The 19,490-nt window shown below is 72.5% G+C and carries 21 protein-coding genes; 14 read left to right on the top strand and 7 right to left on the bottom strand.

Annotated features, from left to right (window positions below; all coding sequences use genetic code 11):
* Positions 1 to 46 precede the first annotated feature (46 nt).
* Positions 47 to 1,171, bottom strand: coding sequence for an NAD-dependent epimerase/dehydratase family protein (locus tag C3V38_RS02270; protein ID WP_232303080.1), 1,125 nt, complete (start codon positions 1,169 to 1,171; stop codon positions 47 to 49).
* A 177-nt stretch (positions 1,172 to 1,348) separates the two neighbouring features.
* Positions 1,349 to 1,747 (bottom strand): hypothetical protein, encoded by a 399-nt coding sequence (locus tag C3V38_RS02265; RefSeq protein WP_007627121.1) that lies wholly within the window; start codon positions 1,745 to 1,747, stop codon positions 1,349 to 1,351.
* A gap of 249 nt (positions 1,748 to 1,996) precedes the next feature.
* On the opposite strand from C3V38_RS02265, the gene C3V38_RS02260 reads away from it, so the two are divergent.
* The 7 genes from C3V38_RS02260 to C3V38_RS02230 all read left to right on the top strand — a co-directional run bounded on the left by C3V38_RS02260 (position 1,997) and on the right by C3V38_RS02230 (position 9,181).
* Positions 1,997 to 3,070 carry a YihY/virulence factor BrkB family protein gene (locus tag C3V38_RS02260; RefSeq protein WP_061229350.1) on the top strand — a complete coding sequence of 358 codons (1,074 nt, stop codon included), beginning with the start codon at positions 1,997 to 1,999 and terminating at the stop codon, positions 3,068 to 3,070.
* Positions 3,071 to 3,465: 395 nt separating this feature from the next.
* Complete coding sequence (locus C3V38_RS02255; RefSeq protein ID WP_084374729.1) at positions 3,466 to 4,605, top strand: YihY/virulence factor BrkB family protein; 1,140 nt, start codon at positions 3,466 to 3,468, stop codon at positions 4,603 to 4,605.
* Positions 4,606 to 4,639: 34 nt separating this feature from the next.
* Positions 4,640 to 5,581, top strand: a complete 942-nt coding sequence (locus C3V38_RS02250; protein WP_061915511.1) for a hypothetical protein — start codon at positions 4,640 to 4,642, stop codon at positions 5,579 to 5,581.
* Positions 5,582 to 5,591: 10 nt separating this feature from the next.
* Positions 5,592 to 6,620 (top strand): dTDP-glucose 4,6-dehydratase, encoded by a 1,029-nt coding sequence (gene rfbB / locus C3V38_RS02245; protein WP_061229352.1) that lies wholly within the window; start codon positions 5,592 to 5,594, stop codon positions 6,618 to 6,620.
* 16 nt (positions 6,621 to 6,636) lie between these two features.
* Complete coding sequence (rfbA, locus tag C3V38_RS02240; RefSeq protein ID WP_061229353.1) at positions 6,637 to 7,518, top strand: glucose-1-phosphate thymidylyltransferase RfbA; 882 nt, start codon at positions 6,637 to 6,639, stop codon at positions 7,516 to 7,518.
* Entirely contained in the window at positions 7,515 to 8,603 is a 1,089-nt protein-coding gene (locus tag C3V38_RS02235; protein WP_061229354.1) for an NAD(P)-dependent oxidoreductase, read from the top strand. The genes rfbA and C3V38_RS02235 overlap by 4 nt, the downstream gene beginning before the upstream one ends.
* Entirely contained in the window at positions 8,600 to 9,181 is a 582-nt protein-coding gene (locus C3V38_RS02230; RefSeq protein WP_061229355.1) for a YdcF family protein, read from the top strand. The genes C3V38_RS02235 and C3V38_RS02230 overlap by 4 nt, the downstream gene beginning before the upstream one ends.
* Before the next feature lie 7 nt (positions 9,182 to 9,188).
* On the opposite strand, the gene C3V38_RS02225 is transcribed toward C3V38_RS02230, so the two are convergent.
* Positions 9,189 to 10,055: an oxygenase MpaB family protein gene (locus C3V38_RS02225; protein ID WP_232303081.1), complete on the bottom strand. Its 867-nt coding sequence runs from the start codon at positions 10,053 to 10,055 to the stop codon at positions 9,189 to 9,191.
* 194 nt (positions 10,056 to 10,249) lie between these two features.
* Between C3V38_RS02225 and C3V38_RS02220 the strand changes: the two genes are divergently transcribed.
* From C3V38_RS02220 to C3V38_RS02195, 6 genes are all read left to right on the top strand, one after another.
* Positions 10,250 to 11,056 (top strand): SDR family oxidoreductase, encoded by an 807-nt coding sequence (locus C3V38_RS02220; protein ID WP_198150812.1) that lies wholly within the window; start codon positions 10,250 to 10,252, stop codon positions 11,054 to 11,056.
* A gap of 12 nt (positions 11,057 to 11,068) precedes the next feature.
* Positions 11,069 to 11,620, top strand: coding sequence for an LpqN/LpqT family lipoprotein (locus tag C3V38_RS02215; protein WP_061229357.1), 552 nt, complete (start codon positions 11,069 to 11,071; stop codon positions 11,618 to 11,620).
* A 102-nt stretch (positions 11,621 to 11,722) separates the two neighbouring features.
* Complete coding sequence (gene rfbC / locus C3V38_RS02210; RefSeq protein ID WP_061229358.1) at positions 11,723 to 12,382, top strand: dTDP-4-dehydrorhamnose 3,5-epimerase; 660 nt, start codon at positions 11,723 to 11,725, stop codon at positions 12,380 to 12,382.
* Between the two features lie 128 nt (positions 12,383 to 12,510).
* Positions 12,511 to 12,645 carry a hypothetical protein gene (locus C3V38_RS18165; protein WP_256386798.1) on the top strand — a complete coding sequence of 45 codons (135 nt, stop codon included), beginning with the start codon at positions 12,511 to 12,513 and terminating at the stop codon, positions 12,643 to 12,645.
* 154 nt (positions 12,646 to 12,799) lie between these two features.
* Positions 12,800 to 13,576, top strand: a complete 777-nt coding sequence (locus tag C3V38_RS02200; RefSeq protein ID WP_061229360.1) for an enoyl-CoA hydratase — start codon at positions 12,800 to 12,802, stop codon at positions 13,574 to 13,576.
* A 301-nt stretch (positions 13,577 to 13,877) separates the two neighbouring features.
* Positions 13,878 to 14,402, top strand: a complete 525-nt coding sequence (locus C3V38_RS02195) for a protein-tyrosine-phosphatase (RefSeq protein WP_061229361.1) — start codon at positions 13,878 to 13,880, stop codon at positions 14,400 to 14,402.
* A gap of 62 nt (positions 14,403 to 14,464) precedes the next feature.
* On the opposite strand, the gene C3V38_RS17505 is transcribed toward C3V38_RS02195, so the two are convergent.
* On the bottom strand, positions 14,465 to 14,626 hold the full coding sequence (locus C3V38_RS17505) for a hypothetical protein (RefSeq protein WP_165001057.1): 162 nt from the start codon (positions 14,624 to 14,626) through the stop codon (positions 14,465 to 14,467).
* Between the two features lie 39 nt (positions 14,627 to 14,665).
* Between C3V38_RS17505 and C3V38_RS02190 the strand changes: the two genes are divergently transcribed.
* Positions 14,666 to 15,016 (top strand): DUF4229 domain-containing protein, encoded by a 351-nt coding sequence (locus C3V38_RS02190; protein WP_174521553.1) that lies wholly within the window; start codon positions 14,666 to 14,668, stop codon positions 15,014 to 15,016.
* A gap of 54 nt (positions 15,017 to 15,070) precedes the next feature.
* On the opposite strand, the gene C3V38_RS02185 is transcribed toward C3V38_RS02190, so the two are convergent.
* From C3V38_RS02185 to C3V38_RS02175, 3 genes are all read right to left on the bottom strand, one after another.
* Positions 15,071 to 15,964 carry a hypothetical protein gene (locus C3V38_RS02185; RefSeq protein ID WP_244881711.1) on the bottom strand — a complete coding sequence of 298 codons (894 nt, stop codon included), beginning with the start codon at positions 15,962 to 15,964 and terminating at the stop codon, positions 15,071 to 15,073.
* A 70-nt stretch (positions 15,965 to 16,034) separates the two neighbouring features.
* A complete protein-coding gene (locus C3V38_RS02180; RefSeq protein ID WP_106384980.1) occupies positions 16,035 to 18,644 on the bottom strand; it encodes an ABC transporter permease in 2,610 nt (869 codons plus the stop codon).
* A complete protein-coding gene (locus C3V38_RS02175; RefSeq protein ID WP_254426052.1) occupies positions 18,641 to 19,330 on the bottom strand; it encodes an ABC transporter ATP-binding protein in 690 nt (229 codons plus the stop codon). Before C3V38_RS02175 ends, C3V38_RS02180 begins: the two co-directional genes overlap by 4 nt.
* Positions 19,331 to 19,490 lie beyond the last annotated feature (160 nt).

The raw sequence follows: 19,490 nt of genomic DNA, 5'->3' as shown, positions 1-19,490 counted from the left end.
TGGCCCGGACCGGCCAGAGGGCGCCCAGGCTCGCCGAGCGCGCTGGTTACGGCAGTCGCCGGACGTCGACCGCGCCGCCCCGGCGCAGTCCCGCCAGCGCGTCAAGCAGTGTCCGCTTGCGCAGCGGTGGTGACGTTCCGGCCCGGCCCGCGACGATCGCGTCGATCGCCTCGCGCAGCGCCTCGTCCGCCGCGACCGTGGGGCGCCAGCCGAGCTCCGCGCGGGCGCGGGTGGTGTGCATGAGCGGGGCGCCGAACGCCAGATCGACCCAGCCGATGCTGACCGGCTGGAGGCGCAGCAGCCAGCTGATGTGGACGAGCTGACGCAGCACGCGGTAGGGCAGGTGCACCGGCCGCGCGCCGAGTTCGCGGGCGAGCATGTCGCGGGTGATGGGCGGTTCGGCGGCGATGTTGAACGCGCCCTGCGCGCCGGACGTCGCGGCGGCCGCCAGTGCCGAGGCCATGTCGTCGCCGTGGAGGAGCGGGACCGTGAGCCGGCGGTCCACCGGCAGGATCGGTAGCGCCCGGAGCAATCGCGCTGGCGTGAGCGCCGGGGTGAAGTAGCGGAACAGACCCGAGGCGGCCTCGGCGTGGACGATGAATGCCGGCCGCATCCGGGCGATCGTCGGCGCGCCGGGATGCTTGCTCTCGTGCCGGTCGAGGAGCTGCTCCGCGGCCGTCTTGTGCCGGTTGTAGGCGGCGGTGGGCACCCCGCCGAGTTCGGCGTCCTCGCTGACCCGCCGCTCGACCGAGACTCCGGGTCCGCCGTCGGAGACAGGGGCGTAGGCGCCCACCGAGGACTGGTGCACCAGGTGCGGCACGCCCGCCAGTCGGCACGCCTCCACGACCGCGGCGGTCCCGCCGACGCCCAGCCGGTGATGGTGGTCCACGTCGCGGGTGGGCTGGAAGCCCCAGGCGAGGTGGATGACCGCGTCGGCGCCGCGGAAGATCTCCACCAGGTCGTGGGCGCTCGCGTACGAGAGGTCGATGCGATGCCACGACGCGCCGCTGTAGGGAGGGGTGGCGGGTGGGATGCGGCGACACAGGCCCACCACGTCGTGGCCGTCGGCGAGCAGCCTCCGCAGCAGCGGGGTGCCCACGTTGCCGCTCGCGCCGGTGACGACGATCCGCATCCGGCGGGCCGGGGAATCTGGCTCCGGGTTCTGCGTCATCGCCCCATGGTCGGATACACGCGCGGGCGTCGCATCCGGACCGCGTCGGCGCGCGGTCGCGGGACGGCGACGGCCCGGTGCGGCGGAACGAGCGGCGGCCCGGCCCGCGGGTGCGGGGCCGGGCCGTCTACTCGGCTTTCCGGCAGGCGCTCATCTCCTCGCCCGCCGGCCCGGAGTTCAGGAGTTGTCGACGACCAGCGCGCCGGCGATGGCGGCCATGAACGCGTCCTTGGCCAGCGACATGCCCTCCTGGCTGGGGCGGATGCCGTCGGACTCGGTCATGTCCGGGTTGCGGAAGTACATCGCCAGCAGGCCCGCCGAGAAGACGCCGAGGGCCGCGCCGGCGATCCGGCGGGGCACCACCGGGGTGAGCAGGGCGGCGCCGATGCCGATCTCCGAGTAGGCGACGAACTTGCCGAAGGTGTCCGGATCCATCTGGTTCACGGCGGGAACGCCCGTGGCGGCGAAGCCCTGCAGGCCCTGCGCGGCCTCGGTCGGCATACCGCGCTTGCTCAGGCCGGAGTTGAGGACGAAAGCGCCGGTGACGCCGCGGAGGATCGCGTTTGACAGGCTCATCGGTTTCTCCTTTGATCGTTGTCGCGTGTGCGTTCGTACACCACTTTGGTGACGTGACATCGAACAGGTTAGCTCAGGCGAGTCCGAACGCCACATCTCAGGGGAGCCCACGGTATCCCTCCGCGGGCGCGGGCGCACGGACACGGGCGTGCGCTCTGATGCCGGCCGCGGCAGGGATGCGGGCCGCGCGGCGGATGCGGGCCGCGGCGCGGATGCGGAAGGGGCCCGGTGATGCGAAAATCTGAAGGTATGAGTACGACGAGCCGCGACATCACCGATAAGCCCGACCCGGATGCCGACCCCGATCACGGCAAGCCCGAGTCGCCCACCTCGCTGAAGGGCAGCGCGTGGAAGATCGGCATCAAGCGCGCCCTCTCCGAGTTCTCCAGGGACAAGTGCACCGATCTCGCCGCGGGCCTGACGTACTTCGCGGTGCTGTCCTTGTTCCCCGCCCTGCTCGCGGTGGTCTCGCTGCTCGGCGTGTTCGGGCAGGGCCAGGCCACGGTGGACGCGGTGATGGAACTCCTCGAAGGCGCCGCCCCCGAGGAGACCCTCGCCGCGCTGCGCGGGCCGATCGAGTCGGTCGTCAACACCCCGGCCGCCGGCATCGCCCTCATCACCGGTCTCGCCGGTGCGCTGTGGTCGGCCTCGGGCTACGTCGGCGCGTTCGGCCGGGCGATGAACCGCATCTACGAGATCGAGGAGGGACGGCCCTTCTGGAAGCTCAAGCCCGTCACCGTCCTGCTGACCGCGGTCCTGCTGCTCCTGGTCTGTCTCGCCGGGCTCATCCTGGTCGTGAGCGGACCGATCGCCGAATGGGCCGGGAATCTGATCGGTCTGGGGGAGACGGCCGTGACCGTGTGGGGGATCGCCAAGTGGCCGGTGCTCGTCCTCGTCGTCGTCGTCATCCTGGCCGTGCTCTACGGGTTCGCGCCCAACGTCAAGCAACCGAAGTTCCGCTGGATCTCGATCGGCGCCGTCATCGCCCTGATCGTGTGGGCGGTCGCGACCGGCGGCTTCGTCTTCTACGTGACCAACTTCAGCAGCTACAACGCCACGTACGGCTCCCTCGCAGGCGTCATCATCTTCCTGCTCTGGCTGTGGATCACCAACAACGCACTGCTGTTCGGGGCGGAGGTCGACGCCGAGGTCGAGCGGGCCCGCGAGCTGCAGGCGGGGATGCACGCGGAGGAGACCATCCAGCTCCCGCCGCGCGACACCACGGCGAGCGACAAGGCGGCCGAGAAGCACCAGCAGACCGTCGACGACGCGGCCGACGTCCGCCGCGAGGCCCAGGCGGAGGAGGCCCGCCACCGCGACTGACCCTGTCGGTCCGGTGCGCTGCCGCTCGGCCCGCTCGCGCAGCCGTTCGCAGCGCATTCGTCCACCACCCGCGCAACCGCTCCTGCGCCCGGCGTCTCGCTCCTCTGCATGGCGTCTCGCGCGTGCCGATGGCGGCCCGCTCCCGGAGCTGCCCGCGCATCCGCTCCTCTCGATGGCGTCTCGCGCGTGCGGATGTACGCGATCCCCACAGCCGCTCCCGCCGATGGCGTCTCGCCCACCCCGCGGTGCGCGCGAGACGCCATCGCGAGGGGCGGCTGTGGGCGGGCAGGCGAAATCGGGCCACGGGTCCGCCGGCTTCGGGCCTGCCGACCCCGGGCGGGCAGGTTCGCGGCGAGGCTGGCGCGGGACGGGTCGACAGCGACCACAATCGGGGTATGACCACTTCGGACCGGCCCGCTGCCACCATCCGCAGAGGACTGCGCACCGTTCGCATGGTGCTCGTCCGCTCGGTTGCTGAGTTCCTCCGCGACCGCGGCCCAGACCTCGCCGGTTCGCTCACCTACTACGGCGTCCTCTCGCTGTTCCCGGCGGTGCTGGTGGTGGTGTCATTGCTCGGCGTTTTCGGGCAGGGCTCCAGAACGGTCGATGCGGTGATGGACATGCTCTCTGACGTCGCGCCGCCGGAGGTGCTCGATCCCGTGCGCGAGCCGGTCGAGGCGTTGGTCACGACCCCGGCCGCGGGCACCGCGCTCCTCGTGGGTACGGCGGTCGCGCTGTGGTCGGCGTCGCGATACGTGCGGGCGCTCGGCAGGGCCATGAACGCGATGTTCGGGATCGACGAGGGGCGGCCGCCGTGGCGTCTGCTGCCCGCGGGTCTCGCGCTTACGGCTCTGCTGATCGTCCTGGTCGCCATCGGCGGGGTGGCCCTGGCGTTCAGTGGACCGGTGGCGGAGACGGTGGGCGGCTGGATCGGGCTCGGGAGCACGGCGCTGGCCGTGTGGGGAGTGGCCAAGTGGCCGGCTGCCGTGGTCGCAATGATCTTGGCGTTGGCGATCCTCTACCGGTTCGCGCCCAACATCTCCGGGCGCCGCTTCTCCTGGGTGTCGTTGGGGGCCACGGCCGCGTTGGCGATCATGGGCGTCGCCACGGCAGGTCTGAGCTTCTTCGTCGCCAACTTCGGCAATTTCAACCGTGTGTACGGCTCGCTGGCCGGCGTCATCGTCTTCCTCCTGTGGCTGTGGCTGGTCAACATGGCCGTGGTCTTCGGGGTGCGTCTCGACGCAGAGGTGCTGAGGGTCAGGCAGCTGCGGTCCGGCATCGCGGCCGAGGAGGTCATCCAGGTGACGCCGCGTGACACCCGGGCCTGCGAGTGGGAGAACCGCCGCCGCGAGAAGATGGTCGCGGAGTACCGCACGCTCCGACGCGAGCGCGATGACGATACCGGTGGCGACGACGACACGGCTCCCGACGGCGACACGACTCCCGACGACGAGGCAGGCGCCGATGGCGAGTCGACCGATCCGCCGCCGAGCGGAATCGCCGGGGCCTGCGGAGAGCAGCGCCGCGCCGAGTAGGGTGCGGGGCTGACCGCCGACCGAGGAGCCCGCGATGACCGAGAACCGGCCCGCCTCGGACCGGCCCGCGATGACCGAGAACCGGCCAGCGCCCGACCTGCCCGCCCCCGAGGCCCCCGCCACCGACGGCGCGCCGGAGATCTGGCGCCTCGACCATCCCGAGCACGGGGTCCTCGAGTTCGCGGTGGGCTCGCCGGAGGAACTCCGCACCGTCGACCCCGGGTACCCGCAGCGGAAGCCGCCGAAGAAGGGTGCCACCCCAGCGGCCGTCGCATCCCCGGGGTGCGCCCTCCTGCGCGACGGCGAGGTGGTCGCGCGCGCCCGGCAGATCAGCGACCGACGCTTCTCACTCACCGCGGATCCGCCGAAGCCGGGCGAGCACACCACTGCGCCGCCGATCTCGAGCCCGCGCATCCAGGTGCGCACGAACATGCTCGACACGGCGGTCCGCCAGGTGACGTTCCGCGAGGGCCGCGACATCGTGCACTTCGACCCGCCGCCCGGATCCGCCGCCGAGGCCCGGCTGGAGGCGATCGCGTCGACGCCGTGGAAGCGCGCCGTCTACCCGGTCGCGGCGGGCATCGGCAGGTCGGGCTGGGCGATCGCGATGATCGTGCTGCTGCCCCTGATCGGTCGCATCCTCGAGCCGGTGCTCGACTGGATCCTCGAGCGCATCCCGGACATCGACATTCCGTGGCCGGAGTTCTCCCTGCCGAGCATTCCGTGGCCGGACATCCCCTGGTCGGACATCACGCTGCCGTCGATCACCCTGCCGGAGATCTCGGTCCCGGGGTGGGTGGAGTTCCTGCTCGAGTACAGCAAGGTGTGGGTGCCGTTGCTGGCGGGCGTGGCGTTGGCGGTGGTGGCGGTGCGGCAGTCGCGCAGGTCGCGCGAGACCAAACGTCGCTGGGCGGCAGGGCACCCGCCCTCGCAGGGTGGCGATGAGCCGTCGGGCGGCGGTCCGGCCGGGCGGTAGGGTTGTGCCCATGCGCCTCGTCGTCACCGGGGGAGCCGGGTTCATCGGCGCCAACTTCGTCCGCTCCGTCGTCCGCGAGTACCCGCAGGCCCACGTCACGGTGCTCGACTCCATGACGTATGCCGCCAACCGCGCGAATCTGGACGGGCTCCCCGCCGACCGGGTCCGGCTGGTGGAGGCCGACTGTGCGGACGCCGCGATCACGGACCGGTTGGTCTCCGAGTTGACGGGGCCGCGCGACGCGGTCGTGCACTTTGCGGCGGAGAGTCACAACGACAACTCGCTCGCCACGCCGTGGCCGTTCGTACACTCGAACATCGTGGGCACGTACACGATCCTCGAGGCCTGCCGCCGTCACGACGTACGCCTGCACCACGTGTCGACGGACGAGGTCTACGGGGACCTGGAGCTCGACGACCCGGCCAAGTTCACCCCGGCCACGGCGTACAACCCGTCGAGCCCGTACTCGGCGACCAAGGCGGGCGCGGACATGCTGGTGCGCGCGTGGGTCCGCAGCTTCGGGGTGCGCGCCACCATCAGCAACTGCTCGAACAACTACGGGCCCTACCAGCACGTGGAGAAGTTCATCCCGCGGCAGATCACCAACATCCTCGACGGGCGGCGGCCCCGCCTCTACGGCAGTGGAGCCAACGTGCGGGACTGGATCCACGTCGATGACCACAACTCCGCGGTTCTGCGCATCCTCGAGGCGGGGGAGCCGGGACGGACGTACCTCATCGGCGCCGACGGCGAGCGCTCCAACCTCGAGGTCATGCGGATGATCTGCGAGCTCATGGGCGTCTCGGGCATCGGCGGTGACCCGGGGTTCGACCACGTCACCGACCGCCCGGGCCACGACCTGCGCTACGCGATCGACGCCTCCGCGACCCGCGCCGAGCTGGGCTGGGAGCCGCAGCACACGGACTTCCGCGAGGGCCTGCGGCAGACCATCGAGTGGTACGCCGCCCACCGCGACTGGTGGGAACCGGTCAAGGAGCGGGTCGAAGCGACGTACGCCCGGACGGAGAAGGTCCTGTGACGGCGGGGATGGCGCGGTGAAGGGCATCGTCCTGGCCGGTGGCAGCGGCACCCGGCTGCGGCCGCTGACGCTGGCCACGAGCAAGCAGCTGGTGCCAGTGTTCGACAAGCCGATGATCTACTACCCGCTGTCGACGCTCATGCTGGCGGGGATCCGCGACATCCTCGTCATCACCACGCCCGAGGACGCGGGGCAGTTCCGGCGGTTGCTGGGCGACGGCAGCCAGTTCGGGATCACGCTGAGCTACGTCGAGCAGGCCGCCCCGGAGGGGCTGGCGCAGGCGTTCGTGCTGGGCGCGGACCACATCGGCGACGAGCCGGTCGCGTTGATCCTGGGCGACAACATCTTCTACGGCCCCGGCATGGGTACGCAGCTGCGCCGGTTCGCCGACCTCGACGGCGGCGCGGTGTTCGCCTACCGGGTGGCCGATCCGAGCCAGTACGGGGTGATCGACTTCGACGCCGACGGCCGCGCGATCAGCCTCGAGGAGAAGCCTGAGAACCCGTCGTCGGACTTCGCCGTGCCGGGGCTCTACTTCTATAGCGCCGACGTGGTGGACGTGGCGCGCGGGCTGGCCAGGTCGGCGCGCGGGGAGTACGAGATCACCGACATCAACCGGCACTACCTGGAGCAGGGCCGCCTGCAGGTCGAGGTGCTGCCGCGGGGTACCGCCTGGCTGGACACGGGCACCCACGATTCGCTGCTCGACGCGGGGAACTACGTCCGCACGATCGAGGACCGGCAGGGCCTGAAGATCGGCTGCCCGGAGGAGGTGGCGTGGCGGATGGGATATATCGACGACGACGAGCTCACCGATCGCGCGAACGTCCTGCAGAAGTCGGGGTACGGCCGGTATCTGCTGGATGTCCTGCGCCGGGAGAAGGGGCGGAGACTGTGAACGCGGACAACGGGGGCGTCGCCGCCCGCCGGGACGCGCTGCCGCGCGTGCTGGTGACCGGCGGGCGCGGACAGCTGGGTACCCACCTGCGGCTGGCCCACCCGGGCGGGGTGCTCGCGCCGGGTCGCGACGAGCTGGACATCACCCGGGCGGAGTCCGTGGCCGGGTACCTGGACCGGCACCAGCCTGCGGTGGTGATCAACGCGGCCGCGTACACCGACGTCGACGGCGCGGAGAACGACGAGTCCGGGGCGCACCTGGTCAACGTGGAGGGGTCGAGGATCCTCGCCGAGGCCTGCCGAGAGCGCGGTCTGCGGCTGGTGCACGTCAGCACCGACTACGTCTTCTCCGGCGAGGTGCCGCGCGGCAGCGGCGGGGCGGGACGGCCCGATCCCGCGACCGCGCCGGCGCTCGAGCCGACCGACGTCACCGACCCGGCCACCGTGTACGGCCGCACCAAGCTCGCCGGCGAGCACGCCGTCCTGGCCGCCCACCCCGAGGCGACGATCCTGCGGACGTCCTGGCTGTACACCGGGCCGGAGCGGGAGCGGTCGGCGATCCCCGGAGGCGACTTCGTGGCGACCATGGCCCGGCTCGAGCGGGAGCGGGACCAGGTGAGCGTGGTCGACGACCAGTGGGGCTCACCCACGCACGCGCCGACGCTGGCGGCGGCGATCCTCGAGATGCTCGCCCGCGAGGCCACGACACGAGAGGCCGCCACGCACCACGCCGCCGGCGAGACCGCGACACACGAGGCCGCCACTCCTACCATCGACACCGCTGCCGTCGACACCCGCGGCCTCGTCCTGCACGCCGCCGGCGCGGGCCGCGCCACCTGGTACGAGGTCGCGCGCCGCACGTTCGCCTACCTCGGCGCCGACCCCGCCCGCGTCCGCCCCTGCACCACCGCCGACTTCCCCCGGCCCGCCCCGCGACCCGCGTTCTCGGTGCTGTCCGGGCGGGCCTGGGCGGCCGCCGGCCTGACGCCGCTGCCCGACTGGGACGACAGCCTGCGCGCCGCACTCGGAGCCGGGCCCGGGGCCGGGGGAGGGGACACCTCGTCGTCGTCACCCACACCGCGGTGACCCCGCGCCTCCACCGCCGATCCCGCCGCCGCGCCCTCCGCCGGGTCGCGGTCGGCGTCGGCGCGGCCGTGGTCGTCGCCGCGCTCGCCCTCACCGCCTGGGGCGCGTTCCTCCTCCAGCCCCACGGCGACGAGCCGGTGCGCGCCGACGCGGTCGTCATGCTCGCCGGCGCCGACGACGGCCGACACCTGTACGCCCGCGACCTCGTCGAGGCCGGCTACGCCGACACCCTGCTGGTGAGCAACCCTGGCGGCAACTCCGAGACCGTCGCCCGCCGGCTGTGCACGGGCATCGCCCGCCCCGCCGACGCCGAGGTGGTGTGCTTCTCGCCCGAACCGCGGACCACCTGGGGCGAGGCGCTGACGGTGGACGCGATCGCGCGGGCCCGCGGGTGGGAGCGCGTCCTCGTCGTCACCAATCGCCCTCACACACTGCGCGCCGGGACATGGATGCGCAACGCCACCGACCTGGACGTGCGGATGACGCCCATCGACCGGGTCGACCGCGCGATGCTGCCCGTGCACCTGGTGTGGGAGGTCGCCGGGTGGATCAAGGGCCGCGTCAACGGCCACTGGTGACGCGGGGTCAGGCGGTCTGGGCCCGCATCGCCGACGGTGCCGCGATCGGGGCGCGGGTGGTGAGCCGCGGCGACGTCAGCCCCTCGTGCGCGCGGGCGATCCGACCGAATACGGCGCTGCGGTCCATCGGCCGGTGCGGCAGATCCAACGCCCGACGTACGTCCGACGGCACGAGGCTCGCGGCCGCGTCGACCACCGTCGTGCACGACCGGTGCGCGGTCACCGAGTTCTCCGACACGCCCCGGCACGCCCGGGCGGTCTCCCGCAGCCGACGGGCGGCGCGACGCCCGGCGACAGTGGCGCGAGCGCGGCCACGGGCGCCCCGCAGCAGCTGCTCGAGCTCGCGCACGGTGGTGGGGAAGGCCCGCGCGCCCTGCAGCCGGGCCAGGCCCGCCCACTGGCACACGTACCGGTCCGACTCGGCCGGGGTGAGCGGCCGACCCGAGAACCGCTGGAACGCCGCGAGCAGTGCCCACGCCAGGGCGGCCTGCGCCCACTCCACCAACGCCGGGTCGGAACCGTAGTAGTAGTCCCCGTGCTCCGTGGTGCCGTTGAACGAGCTGCGGTCGCGGTGCGCGTGCTCGATCGTCACCATCGCGTCGTCGACGGTGCCGAACGTCGAGATCTCCACCAGGTCGTGCAGGTAGTCGTCCATCGTCCACGGGTTCTCGTCCGCACCGCACGCCACCATGACCGAGGCGTACGCGGGATCGGCGGACAGCATGAGCAGGCCGGTCGTGATGCCGATCGGCGTGGACGCGTCGCCGTGGACCCGCCAGATGGGGTCGCTCGACTGGAACCAGCGGGGGCCGGGGATGTCGAGGATCGAGCACACCGGCGAGTCCGCCGTACCGCGTGGAACTAGTGGTGACATGCACACACCCCGGGGTAGTGACGCCGCCTGTGGGGGCGGCCGGATAGGACCTGTCGCAGACTCTATCGCCCGGCTGCGCGGCAGAGAAGAAAAGACGGAGGGACCGCTGAGGAATCCCATGAACGACCGACACATCGCTTACATCTAGGCTGGGCCGCGCACGCCACACGCTTTCCGACCCCGAGGAGACGGCCGTGACCGCCACCCCCCTTCCCGCCCCCCGCACCGGCCCCGTCGTGCCCGACCGCTTCGCCGGACGCACCGCCCTCGTCACCGGCGCCAGCCGGGGGATCGGTCTGGGCATCGCCCGGCGACTCCTCGCCGAGGGGGCGTCCGTGGTCATCACCGCCCGTGGCCAGGAGGGGCTCGACGCCGCCGTCGCCGAGCTCGGTGCGCCCGACCGGGTGCTCGGCGTGGCGGGGAAGAGCGACGACGAGGAGCACCAGCGCGAGGTCCTGGCCCGTGCCGAGCAGGAGTTCGGGCCGATCGATCTGCTGGTCAACAACACCGGGATCAACCCGGTCTACGGCCGCACCGTCGATATCGACCTCGCCGCGGCCCGCAAGATCACCGAGGTCAACGCGCTCGGCACCCTGTCCTGGACGCAGAAGGTCTACCACTCGGGACTCGGCGAGCGCGGCGGCGCGGTGGTCAACATCGCCTCCATCGCCGGCCTCGCCCCGTCGCCCGGGATCGGCTGGTACGGCGCGACCAAGGCACTCGTCATGCGCCTCACCCAGGAGCTCGCCGTGGAGGTCGGCCCGTCGGTGCGCGTGAACGCCGTCGCACCGGGCGTGGTCAAGACCCGGTTCGCCGAGGCGCTGTACGAGGGTCGCGAGGAGGCGATGGGTGCCGCCCTGCCCACTGGGCGACTCGGCGTGCCCGACGACATCGCGGGCCCCGTCGCGTTCCTGCTCTCCGACGACGCGCACTGGATCACCGGCCAGACCCTCGTCGTGGACGGCGGCGCCCACATCGTCGGCGCCGGGCTGCAAGGCTGAGGCGGCCCGCAGGTGACCTCGATCCAGGAGTACTGTGCCTCCACCGGTCGCGCCCTCGAGGCGAGCCCGCCCATGGCCGTCGCCGGCCAGCCGCTCACGTGGGTGGACAGCCCGCCGTGGCAGCGCATCGAGTCGCCCGAACCGTCCGCGGTGATCTACGTCGACCCGGGCGCCCACCGCGACGGTTTCTCGCCCAACGCCGTCGCGACCTGCGCCCGCGTCGCCCCGGCGATGGACACCGAGCAGGCGGTCGAGATGATCGTCGCCACCGCCGACGCACTCGCCGACTGGACGCTGCTCGAGGAGGTCGCCGGCGAGGGCGACGAGTCCGCCGGGGCCGTCACCAGCATCTACCGCTACCTGCGCGGTACCTACACCGCCGAGCCCGGTGAGATGGCCACCTCGAGCCTGATCGTGGGATGGAGCGACGACGAGGCCACGTACGTCTTCCAGTTCGTCATCACCGGGTGGCGCGAGGACGTCTCCGTCCACGACGACGCGATGAGCTGCCTCCTCATCGGCGAGTGGACGGCCGGGCAGATCGTCGACGCAATGCGCGGATAGGGTGGTCGGCGCCACGGGTGGGCGACCGCGCCGGGCAGTGCCCGCGCTGGTGGGCGCGGCGCGGGGACGGGTCACGATCGACGAGGGGAAGGCGGGACGGACGTGCAGTTGCGCGAGCTCAGTGTGACGGGGGCGTGGGAGATCACGCCGCGCCAGATCTCCGACGACCGCGGGGTCTTCCACGAGGCGTTCACCGACCCCGCCTTCCGCGAGATGACCGGGCACCGGTTCGACCTCGCGCAGGTCAACGTGTCCGTCTCCGGCGAAGGCGTCCTGCGCGGCCTGCACTATGCCGAGGTGCCACCCGGGCAGGCGAAGTACGTGCTGTGCCCGTCCGGCACCGTCTTCGACGTGGTCGTGGACGTCCGCGTGGGATCACCGACCTTCGGCGAGTGGGCCGGCGTCCTGCTCGACTCCGTCGAGCAGCGGGCCGTCTACATCCCCGAGGGCGTCGCCCACGGATTCCTGGCCCTGGAGCCGCAGTCCACCGTGATGTACTTCTGCTCGGAGGGTTGGCGGCCCGGCGCCGAGCACGTCATCGACGCCTTCGACCCGAAGATCGCGATCGACTGGCCGCAGATGGCGCTCGACGGCACCGCGATCGAGCACGTCATGAGCGACCGCGACCGCGACGCGCCGAGCCTGCTCGACGTGGCGGCCGCCGGGCGACTCCCGCAGTGGGACGCCTGCCGCTCGCACGTCGAGCGGCTGCGGGAAGCCACCCCCCTTGTGGACGCACAGTGGCGTCCCGCCGAGGCCTGACCTACTCTCGGCGATCTGCCCCGCCGACCCGCGCACCGACGACTCGTGCACTGTTGGACCGTGCATTGTCGGACCGTGCGCTGACGGCGCGGTCGGCCGATATCCATCCGACGATCAAGGAGATCCCCATGTGTTACCCCGTCGCCTGTCCCGTCTGCGGCAAGACCACCTGGGAGGGCTGCGGCGAACACGTCGACCAGGTCAAGGCGGCCGTGCCCGCCGAACAGTGGTGCGACGGACAGCACCGCGCGGCCGCAAACTGATCGGCGTGGGCCGTTCGGGCCGGGCCGGTGTGGCGTGAGCTGCTCCGGCGGGGCCGACCGAGCCCTGCGGGGGCGTCCTCGCCCGGTCCCGGCCCGCGCGCGCCGATCAGACGGTAGAAAAAGGGGGACCCCTCACCCCTCACGGAGGCCCCCAGTGAGCACCCCGTTCGTCCTCGTCGAGAACACCGGTCCGACCGCCCGCGTCACGCTCGACCGGCCCGAGCGCCGTAACCCGCTGTCCCTGCAGATGATGCGGGAGGCCACCGCGGCGATCCGCGCACTCGGTGACGACCCCGACTGCCGGGTCGTCGTGCTCACAGGCTCCGGGCCGGCGCTCTCGGCTGGGCACGAGATCAGCGAGATGGTCGAGCGCACCCTCGAGCAGGAACGTGAGATCTTCTCGGTCTGCGTCGACCTCATGGAGAGCATCCAGGCCATCCGTCAGCCCGTGATCGCCGAGGTCCAGGGGCACGCGGTGGCGGCCGGCTGCCAGCTCGTCGCGACCTGCGACCTGGCAGTCGCCGTCGACACCGCCCGCTTCGGCACCCCCGGCGTGAAGATCGGCCTGTTCTGCTCGACGCCCATGGTGGCGGTCTCCCGGAACATCGGCCGCAAGCGCGCCATGCAGATGCTGCTGACCGGCGAGACGATCGACGCGACCACCGCCGTCGAATGGGGGCTGATCAACGAGTCGGTCCCCGCCGACCGGCTGCGCGCCCGTGTGGACGAGCTCGCCACGCAGATCGCCGATGCGAGCCCGCTGACTCTGGAGATCGGCAAGCAGGCCTTCTACCGGCAGATCGACCTGCCGCAGGACGAGGCCTACCGCGAGATGGCCGAGACCATGGCCACCAACGCCGTCACGTGCGACGCGCAGGAGGGGATGAGCGCCTTCCTCGAGAAGCGCACGCCTCAGTGGCGCGGTGAGTGAGTCGTATCGTCGCGCAGTGAGTGAGCCGTAGTGTCGCGCGAGAGCCCTGCCACCGGGCTGCGACTCGCATGATCGCTCCACCCGGCACCAGCGGGTAGCCGCTCCTGCCGGTGGCGTCTCGCGCCTGGGGATGTACGCCACGGGCATCGACGCTCCTGTCCATGGCGTCTCGCCTGCGCGCCGGGCGGAGCGAGACGCCATGGTCGCGCGCGGCTGCGGCGGACCGCTGGGTCGGGCATGGTCGAGCGGGAGCGGATGCAGGGGGAGAAGAGGCGAACTCTCCGCCGACTAGGATCGACGCATGGCGCTTTCCGTGATGACGGTGTGTACAGGGAACATGTGTCGCTCTCCGCTGGCCGAGCGACTGCTGGCCGCACGCGCCGCCGCGGCCGGACTCGACGTGACGGTCGACTCCGCCGGAACCCGCGCCGCCAACGGAGCGGAGATCCACCGCGAGACCCTGCGGGTGCTGCAGGGCTACGGCGGTGAGGGCGACGGGTTCGCGTCGCGCTTGCTCACCGCCAAGCTGCTGACCGGGAAGGACCTCGTCCTCACCGCGACCCGCGCGCACCGCGACGCCGTCCAGGAACTCGCGCCCCTGCTGTGGAAGAAGACCTACACGCTCCTCGAGGCCGCGCGGCTGGCCGACTCGGACGAGTCCGTCACGCTGGCGGGCCTGTCGCGCGCGCGGCTGAACATCAACACCGACGATCCAGCGCTCGACGTGGAGGACCCGATCGGGCGGGAGTCCGAGGTGTTCGACCGCACGGGCGCACAGATCAGCGACGCGGTGGACTCCATCGTCCGCCTGCTGGCACGCAGCTGATCGAGGCACCCCACGCGGTCTGCGCGACCGGTGAGCCGGCGACCCGCCCGGCCCGTATGGCGTCAGGGGTCCAGCGGTTTACGACGGTCCAGGTCCCGCAGGAATTCCGGATCGTCGTCGGGAGCGATGACGCGCGGGGGAGCCGGCCGTGAGCCCGGCCCGAAGGCCCGCCACAGCAGAATCGCCACCGTCACCACCCCGATGAGTGCGAAGAGCCAGATCACTCGAACCTCCTTTCCACCACGATACGTATCCTGGGGAGCATGAGCGAGCGAGACGAATCAACACACCCCACGGACGGGTCGACCATGCCGGCCACCAACCCGGAGGGCAGCTCGCCCGGTGCCCGCCTGGCCCGGAACATGGTCTTCTACACGATCGTCCGCCTGCTACTGGTGTTGGCGCTGACGCTGGTGATCATCGGGCTCGGCAGCCTCGCCGGCGTGCAGATCCCGGTCCTGGTCGCGGCGATCATCGCCGTGGTGATCGCGCTGCCGCTGTCGATGGTGCTGTTCAGCCGATTGCGCGCGCAGATCAACTCCGGCATCGCGGAGGTCGACGCCGGGCGTCGCGAAAAACGCGAGGACCTGCGGCGGCGCATGAACGAGGCCTGAGCCCACCCCGGAAGGGGGCAGGCACGGCGGGGAGCGCGGTGCCGGGCGGGCGTGTCAGCTGCGCGGGCCGCCCGGCCAGAACGACCCCGGCCAGCGGAAGTCCGGGATGCGCACGGAGCTCCGCGGCTCGCCGGAGGCGTCCGATCCCGCGGACCCCAGCGATCCGGACTCCCGGGTCGGCGGGACGGACGTGTGCGGAGCCGGCGGCTGGAGTCGACTCGTATCCGCCTCCGTCGGAACGGAGGTCGGATCGGACGAGTGCGTCGTCGAGGGCTCCGCCCCGCCGGGAACGCTCGGGTCGGGCAGCCCGGGCTCGCTCTGGCCCGGCTCCGTGCCGCCCGGTTCGGTCCCGCCGGGACCGGTGGTGGGCGGCGGTGACGTCGGAGTCGTCACATCGGGTGAGGTCCCGGGCGTGGTGCTGCCGGGCTCGTCCGTGCCGGGGGTGCCGCTGTCCGGATCGTCGGTGCCGGGCGCGTCCGGCCGATCGGCGGTCGTCTCGTCATCGCGAGTGTCACGGTCATCGATTCGCTCGGTCTCGAGCGGATCGATGTCGGTGCGCGGCTGGGCGGGTGTCCATTGCTCACCGGTCGGCTGAGCAGTCGAGGTCTCGCTCGGGGGAGCGTAGGTGCCGGCCTCCTCATCGGGGACGTACAACGCCCCGGGCGCCGGCTGGACCCCGATGTAGTAGCGGCTCAGGCAGTGATCGGTGACGTCCTGGGACCCGTCGGTGAAGATGGTCATTCCCGGGGTGCCCCCGTCGGCATCGGTCGCACACCGGGCGATGAACTTCCCCGACTGCTCTTCGCGGTCCGTCGTCGCGGTGGGCGACGTCAGTTCGATCGCGGGCGCGGAGCGTGGCCCCTCCGAAAGCACCTGCGGTTCCGGCTGCGCGCACGACGCCGCAACCAGCGCGATTGCGCCGGCGGAGAGGAGCACCCGATTTCGCATAACGATAGTGTCTCAGTTCTGTCAAAGGATGGCCACCGGATGAGTGCGGCGGGGTCGATTTCGCAGGTGATCAGCTCGTCGTGACCCTGGTACGGACAGCGCCCAGGGCTGCGACACCGGCCGCGAGGAGTGCGGCGAGCACTCCGCCGACCCCCACCATCACCAGATCGGACACGGGCAGGTTCTCGTTACCGCCCACTCCGGTGACGCCGGTCAGTCCGCCGAAGACACCGCCGACCCCGCCACCGGCACCGGTCAGGGCCTCGGCGCCCCCGGAGCCGAAGGCCGCGCCCAGCACGACGCCCAGGGCGGCCGCGCACACCGCGACCAGCAGCGTCTCCAGGACCAGCATGAGCCAGACGCCGGTACGGGTCACGCCCACGCCGCGCAGAAGCGAGATCTCCCGCGTCCGCTCGCGGACGGCCAGCGTGAGCGTGTTGGCCACGCCGACCAGCGCCAGGGCCACCGCCACCGCCAGCAGCAGCGAACTCGACGTGAGCACGGTCCGGACGGACGTGGCGATCTGCTCGCGGGAGGCGAAGCTCTCGGTGACGGCCAGGTCGGGAGCGGCGTCCACGACGGTCGAGCGCACGTCCTGCAGGGCGGCGTCGAGCTGCTCGCCCTCCAGGGCGTCGTCCATCCGCAGCCACAGCTCGGTGCGGGGCACGAACTGGCTGGGCACCTCCACACTCTCAGGCCAGGGCGAACCGTCGGGGAGTCGCGCCACAGGCCAGGCCGGCACGCTGTCCGGAGAGGCGAGGGCCCACTGGTCGCTCGTCCGGCGCACCACGAGGTCGCGGCCGTCGTCGTCGGAGAAGAACGTGAACCGGACGGTGTCGCCGTCGCTGGCGTCCGCGGCCACGGGGGAGGACTCGGGCAGCATGATCTCGCCCGGCCCCGGCAGGTCCACGTCGCGGCGCATGACCTCGCGGATCCGTTCCGGGTCGGCCACCCGCAGCACCGTGCGCTTGCCCTGGGGGTCCTCCGCGTACATGTCCGTCACGACGAGCGACTCGGCCACCCCCCGGGTCTCGGGCAGGGACTCGGGCAGTCCGGCGGGCAGGAGACCATCGGGCGCGGTGACGGCCACGTCCAGGGGGACCCGGTCGACGAGGCGGGCCTGGATCGCGGGCCCGAGCAGTGCGATGCCGGTGGCCATCGTCGCGGTGAGCGTCACGCCCACGAGGACCGCGGACGAGGTGGCGGCGGTGCGCCGCGGGCTGCGGGCGGTGTTGCGCGCGCCGAGGAGCACCACCGGGCCGAGCACCACGCCCACCACCGTCCCGAGCGCGCCGAGGAGGGTGGGCAGGGCCCCGGCGGCCACCGCGAGGACGCCGAGGAACGCCAGGACCCCCCACGCTCCGGCGGAGACCACGTCCCGTGCGGCCACCGCGGCCGACATCGAGTGCCAACCGAACGCCGCCAGCGCCGCGCCCACCACGACCATCGCGAGTCGCCGCCACCACGGGTCGGGTCGCACGTCCGCCGGGCGCATCGCCTCGAGTGGACTGCCGGAGGTGGCCCGCCACAACGACGGCAGCGCGGTGAGCACCGTGACGCCCATGCCCACCGCGGCGGCGAGCAGATACGCGCGGCCGGGCACGGTCACCTCCTGCAGCGGGATGGTCACCCCGAGCCGCGGCGCCTCCCGGGACGCCAGCGAGACCGCGAACCGGCCCAGGGCCAGCCCGGCCGCGGTGGCCAGCGCGCCCACCGCCAGCGCCTCCGCTATGCCCGAGACCCGCAGCTGCAACCGAGAGGCGCCCAGGCACCGCAGCAGCGCCGTCTCGCGCACGCGGGCGGCGAACACCACCGCGAAGGTCGTCCCGATCACGAGCGCGGCCACGGCCACGGCCAGCACGGTGAACGCCAGCAGGGCGCGTGTGTAGACGTCGCGACCGCCCATGAACGACTCGGCGAGCGCGTCGGCCTCGGCGGCGCCGGTGGACACCTCCACCGCGGATGTGCCGGGCACGTCGGCCAGCCGCCGTTCGATCTCCGCGGCGAGTGCGGCGTCGGGCACGGTCCCGTCGGAGGCCACGCGCACGTCCCCGCCGGCGCCGTTCGGCGCCCACTGCTGAACCTGCTCGTCGGTCGCGTACAGCGGGAACGCCGACTTCATGTCGGGCTGCCCGGCCAGGTCGAACAGGCCCACCACCGTGACGGGGGCGGGGTCGCCGCCGCCGGTCGGCTGCACCTCGAACGTGGCGCCCACCGGCAGGTCCGCGTCCGCGCGGATCGCCACCTCGCCAGGAGTGGCGGGAAGCCGCCCGCCCGCCAGTGGCTGCCAGCGCAGGCCGTCGTCGGTGGCGAGCGTCGTCGTCGTCGTCATCTGTTGGGCGCGACCCTCCACCCGGGCCCGCACGTAGGTCTGCGCGTCCACGGTCACCGCACGCACGCCCGGCGTGGCGGCGATGGCCTCAAGGCCGAGCCGCTGTGATTCGGCCGCCTCCTCCCGCGCGGCCTCGCTGCCGGCGGAGGTCCGGTCGCCGAGGTTCTGCACGAGCACCGCGGTGTTCTCATAGCGCATGCCGAAGGTGGCGTCGGCGCTCGCCGCCATCGTCCGCAGGACGCCCACGGAGGCGAGGACGAACGCCACGGCCACCGCGATCGCCAGCAGCGTCCCCAGGTAGCGGCCCGCGTGGGCGCGCAGCTGACCGAGGACCAGGCGGGCGCTCACGCGGTGGCCGGCCGGCGACCGGCGATCGAGCGCATGGCCGCGTCCACGGCCTCGACGGAGGGGGAGGCCACCTCGTCGGCGATCCGGCCGTCGGCCAGCACCAGCACCGTGTCGGTGTGGGCGGCGGCGTGCGCGTCGTGGGTGACCATGACGACCGTCTGACCGGTCTCGCGCGCGCACGCGCCGAGGAGCCCGAGCACGGCCTCGCCGGACTCGGAATCGAGGTTGCCGGTGGGCTCGTCGGCGAACACCACGTCGGGGCGGGGCAGCAGGGCGCGCGCGATGGCCACCCGCTGCTGCTGGCCGCCCGACAGCTCATGGGGGCGGCGCCTGAGGAGGTCCCCGATCCCGAGCTCACCGACCAGGGCGTCCAGGCGCGCGCGATCGGGGCGGCGGAACGCCATCCGGACGGGCAGCACGATGTTCTCCCGCACGGACAGCGCGGGTACGAGGTTGAAGGACTGGAACACGAAGCCCACGCGGGTGCGTCGCAGTCGGGTGCGGCCGGCGTCGCGCAGGCGCGTGACCTCGGTGGACCCGATCGTCACGGTGCCGGCGTCGGGGGTGTCGAGGCCCGCGAGGCAGTGCATGAGCGTGGACTTCCCGCTGCCGGAGGGGCCCATCACCGCGGTCCAGCGGCCCTTGTCGATGGCCACGTCGACCCCGTCCAGCGCCCGCACCGTCACCCGCCCGTGGGAGTAGGTCTTGCGCAGGCCCTTGGCCCGGATGGCGATCTGGGGGGTGGGGTCACGTGGGTCCTTCCGTCGCGGCTGGCGTCCGAGAGGTGAGTGTAGGGATCGCCGCGGCGCGCCGAGAATGTCTGTGGCTCGTGTGACTGGTGTGACG

Source organism: Dietzia sp. oral taxon 368, assembly GCF_002999155.1.
Taxonomy (GTDB): Bacteria; Actinomycetota; Actinomycetes; order Mycobacteriales; family Mycobacteriaceae; genus Dietzia; species Dietzia cinnamea.
This window is presented reverse-complemented; position numbering and strand designations above follow the sequence as displayed.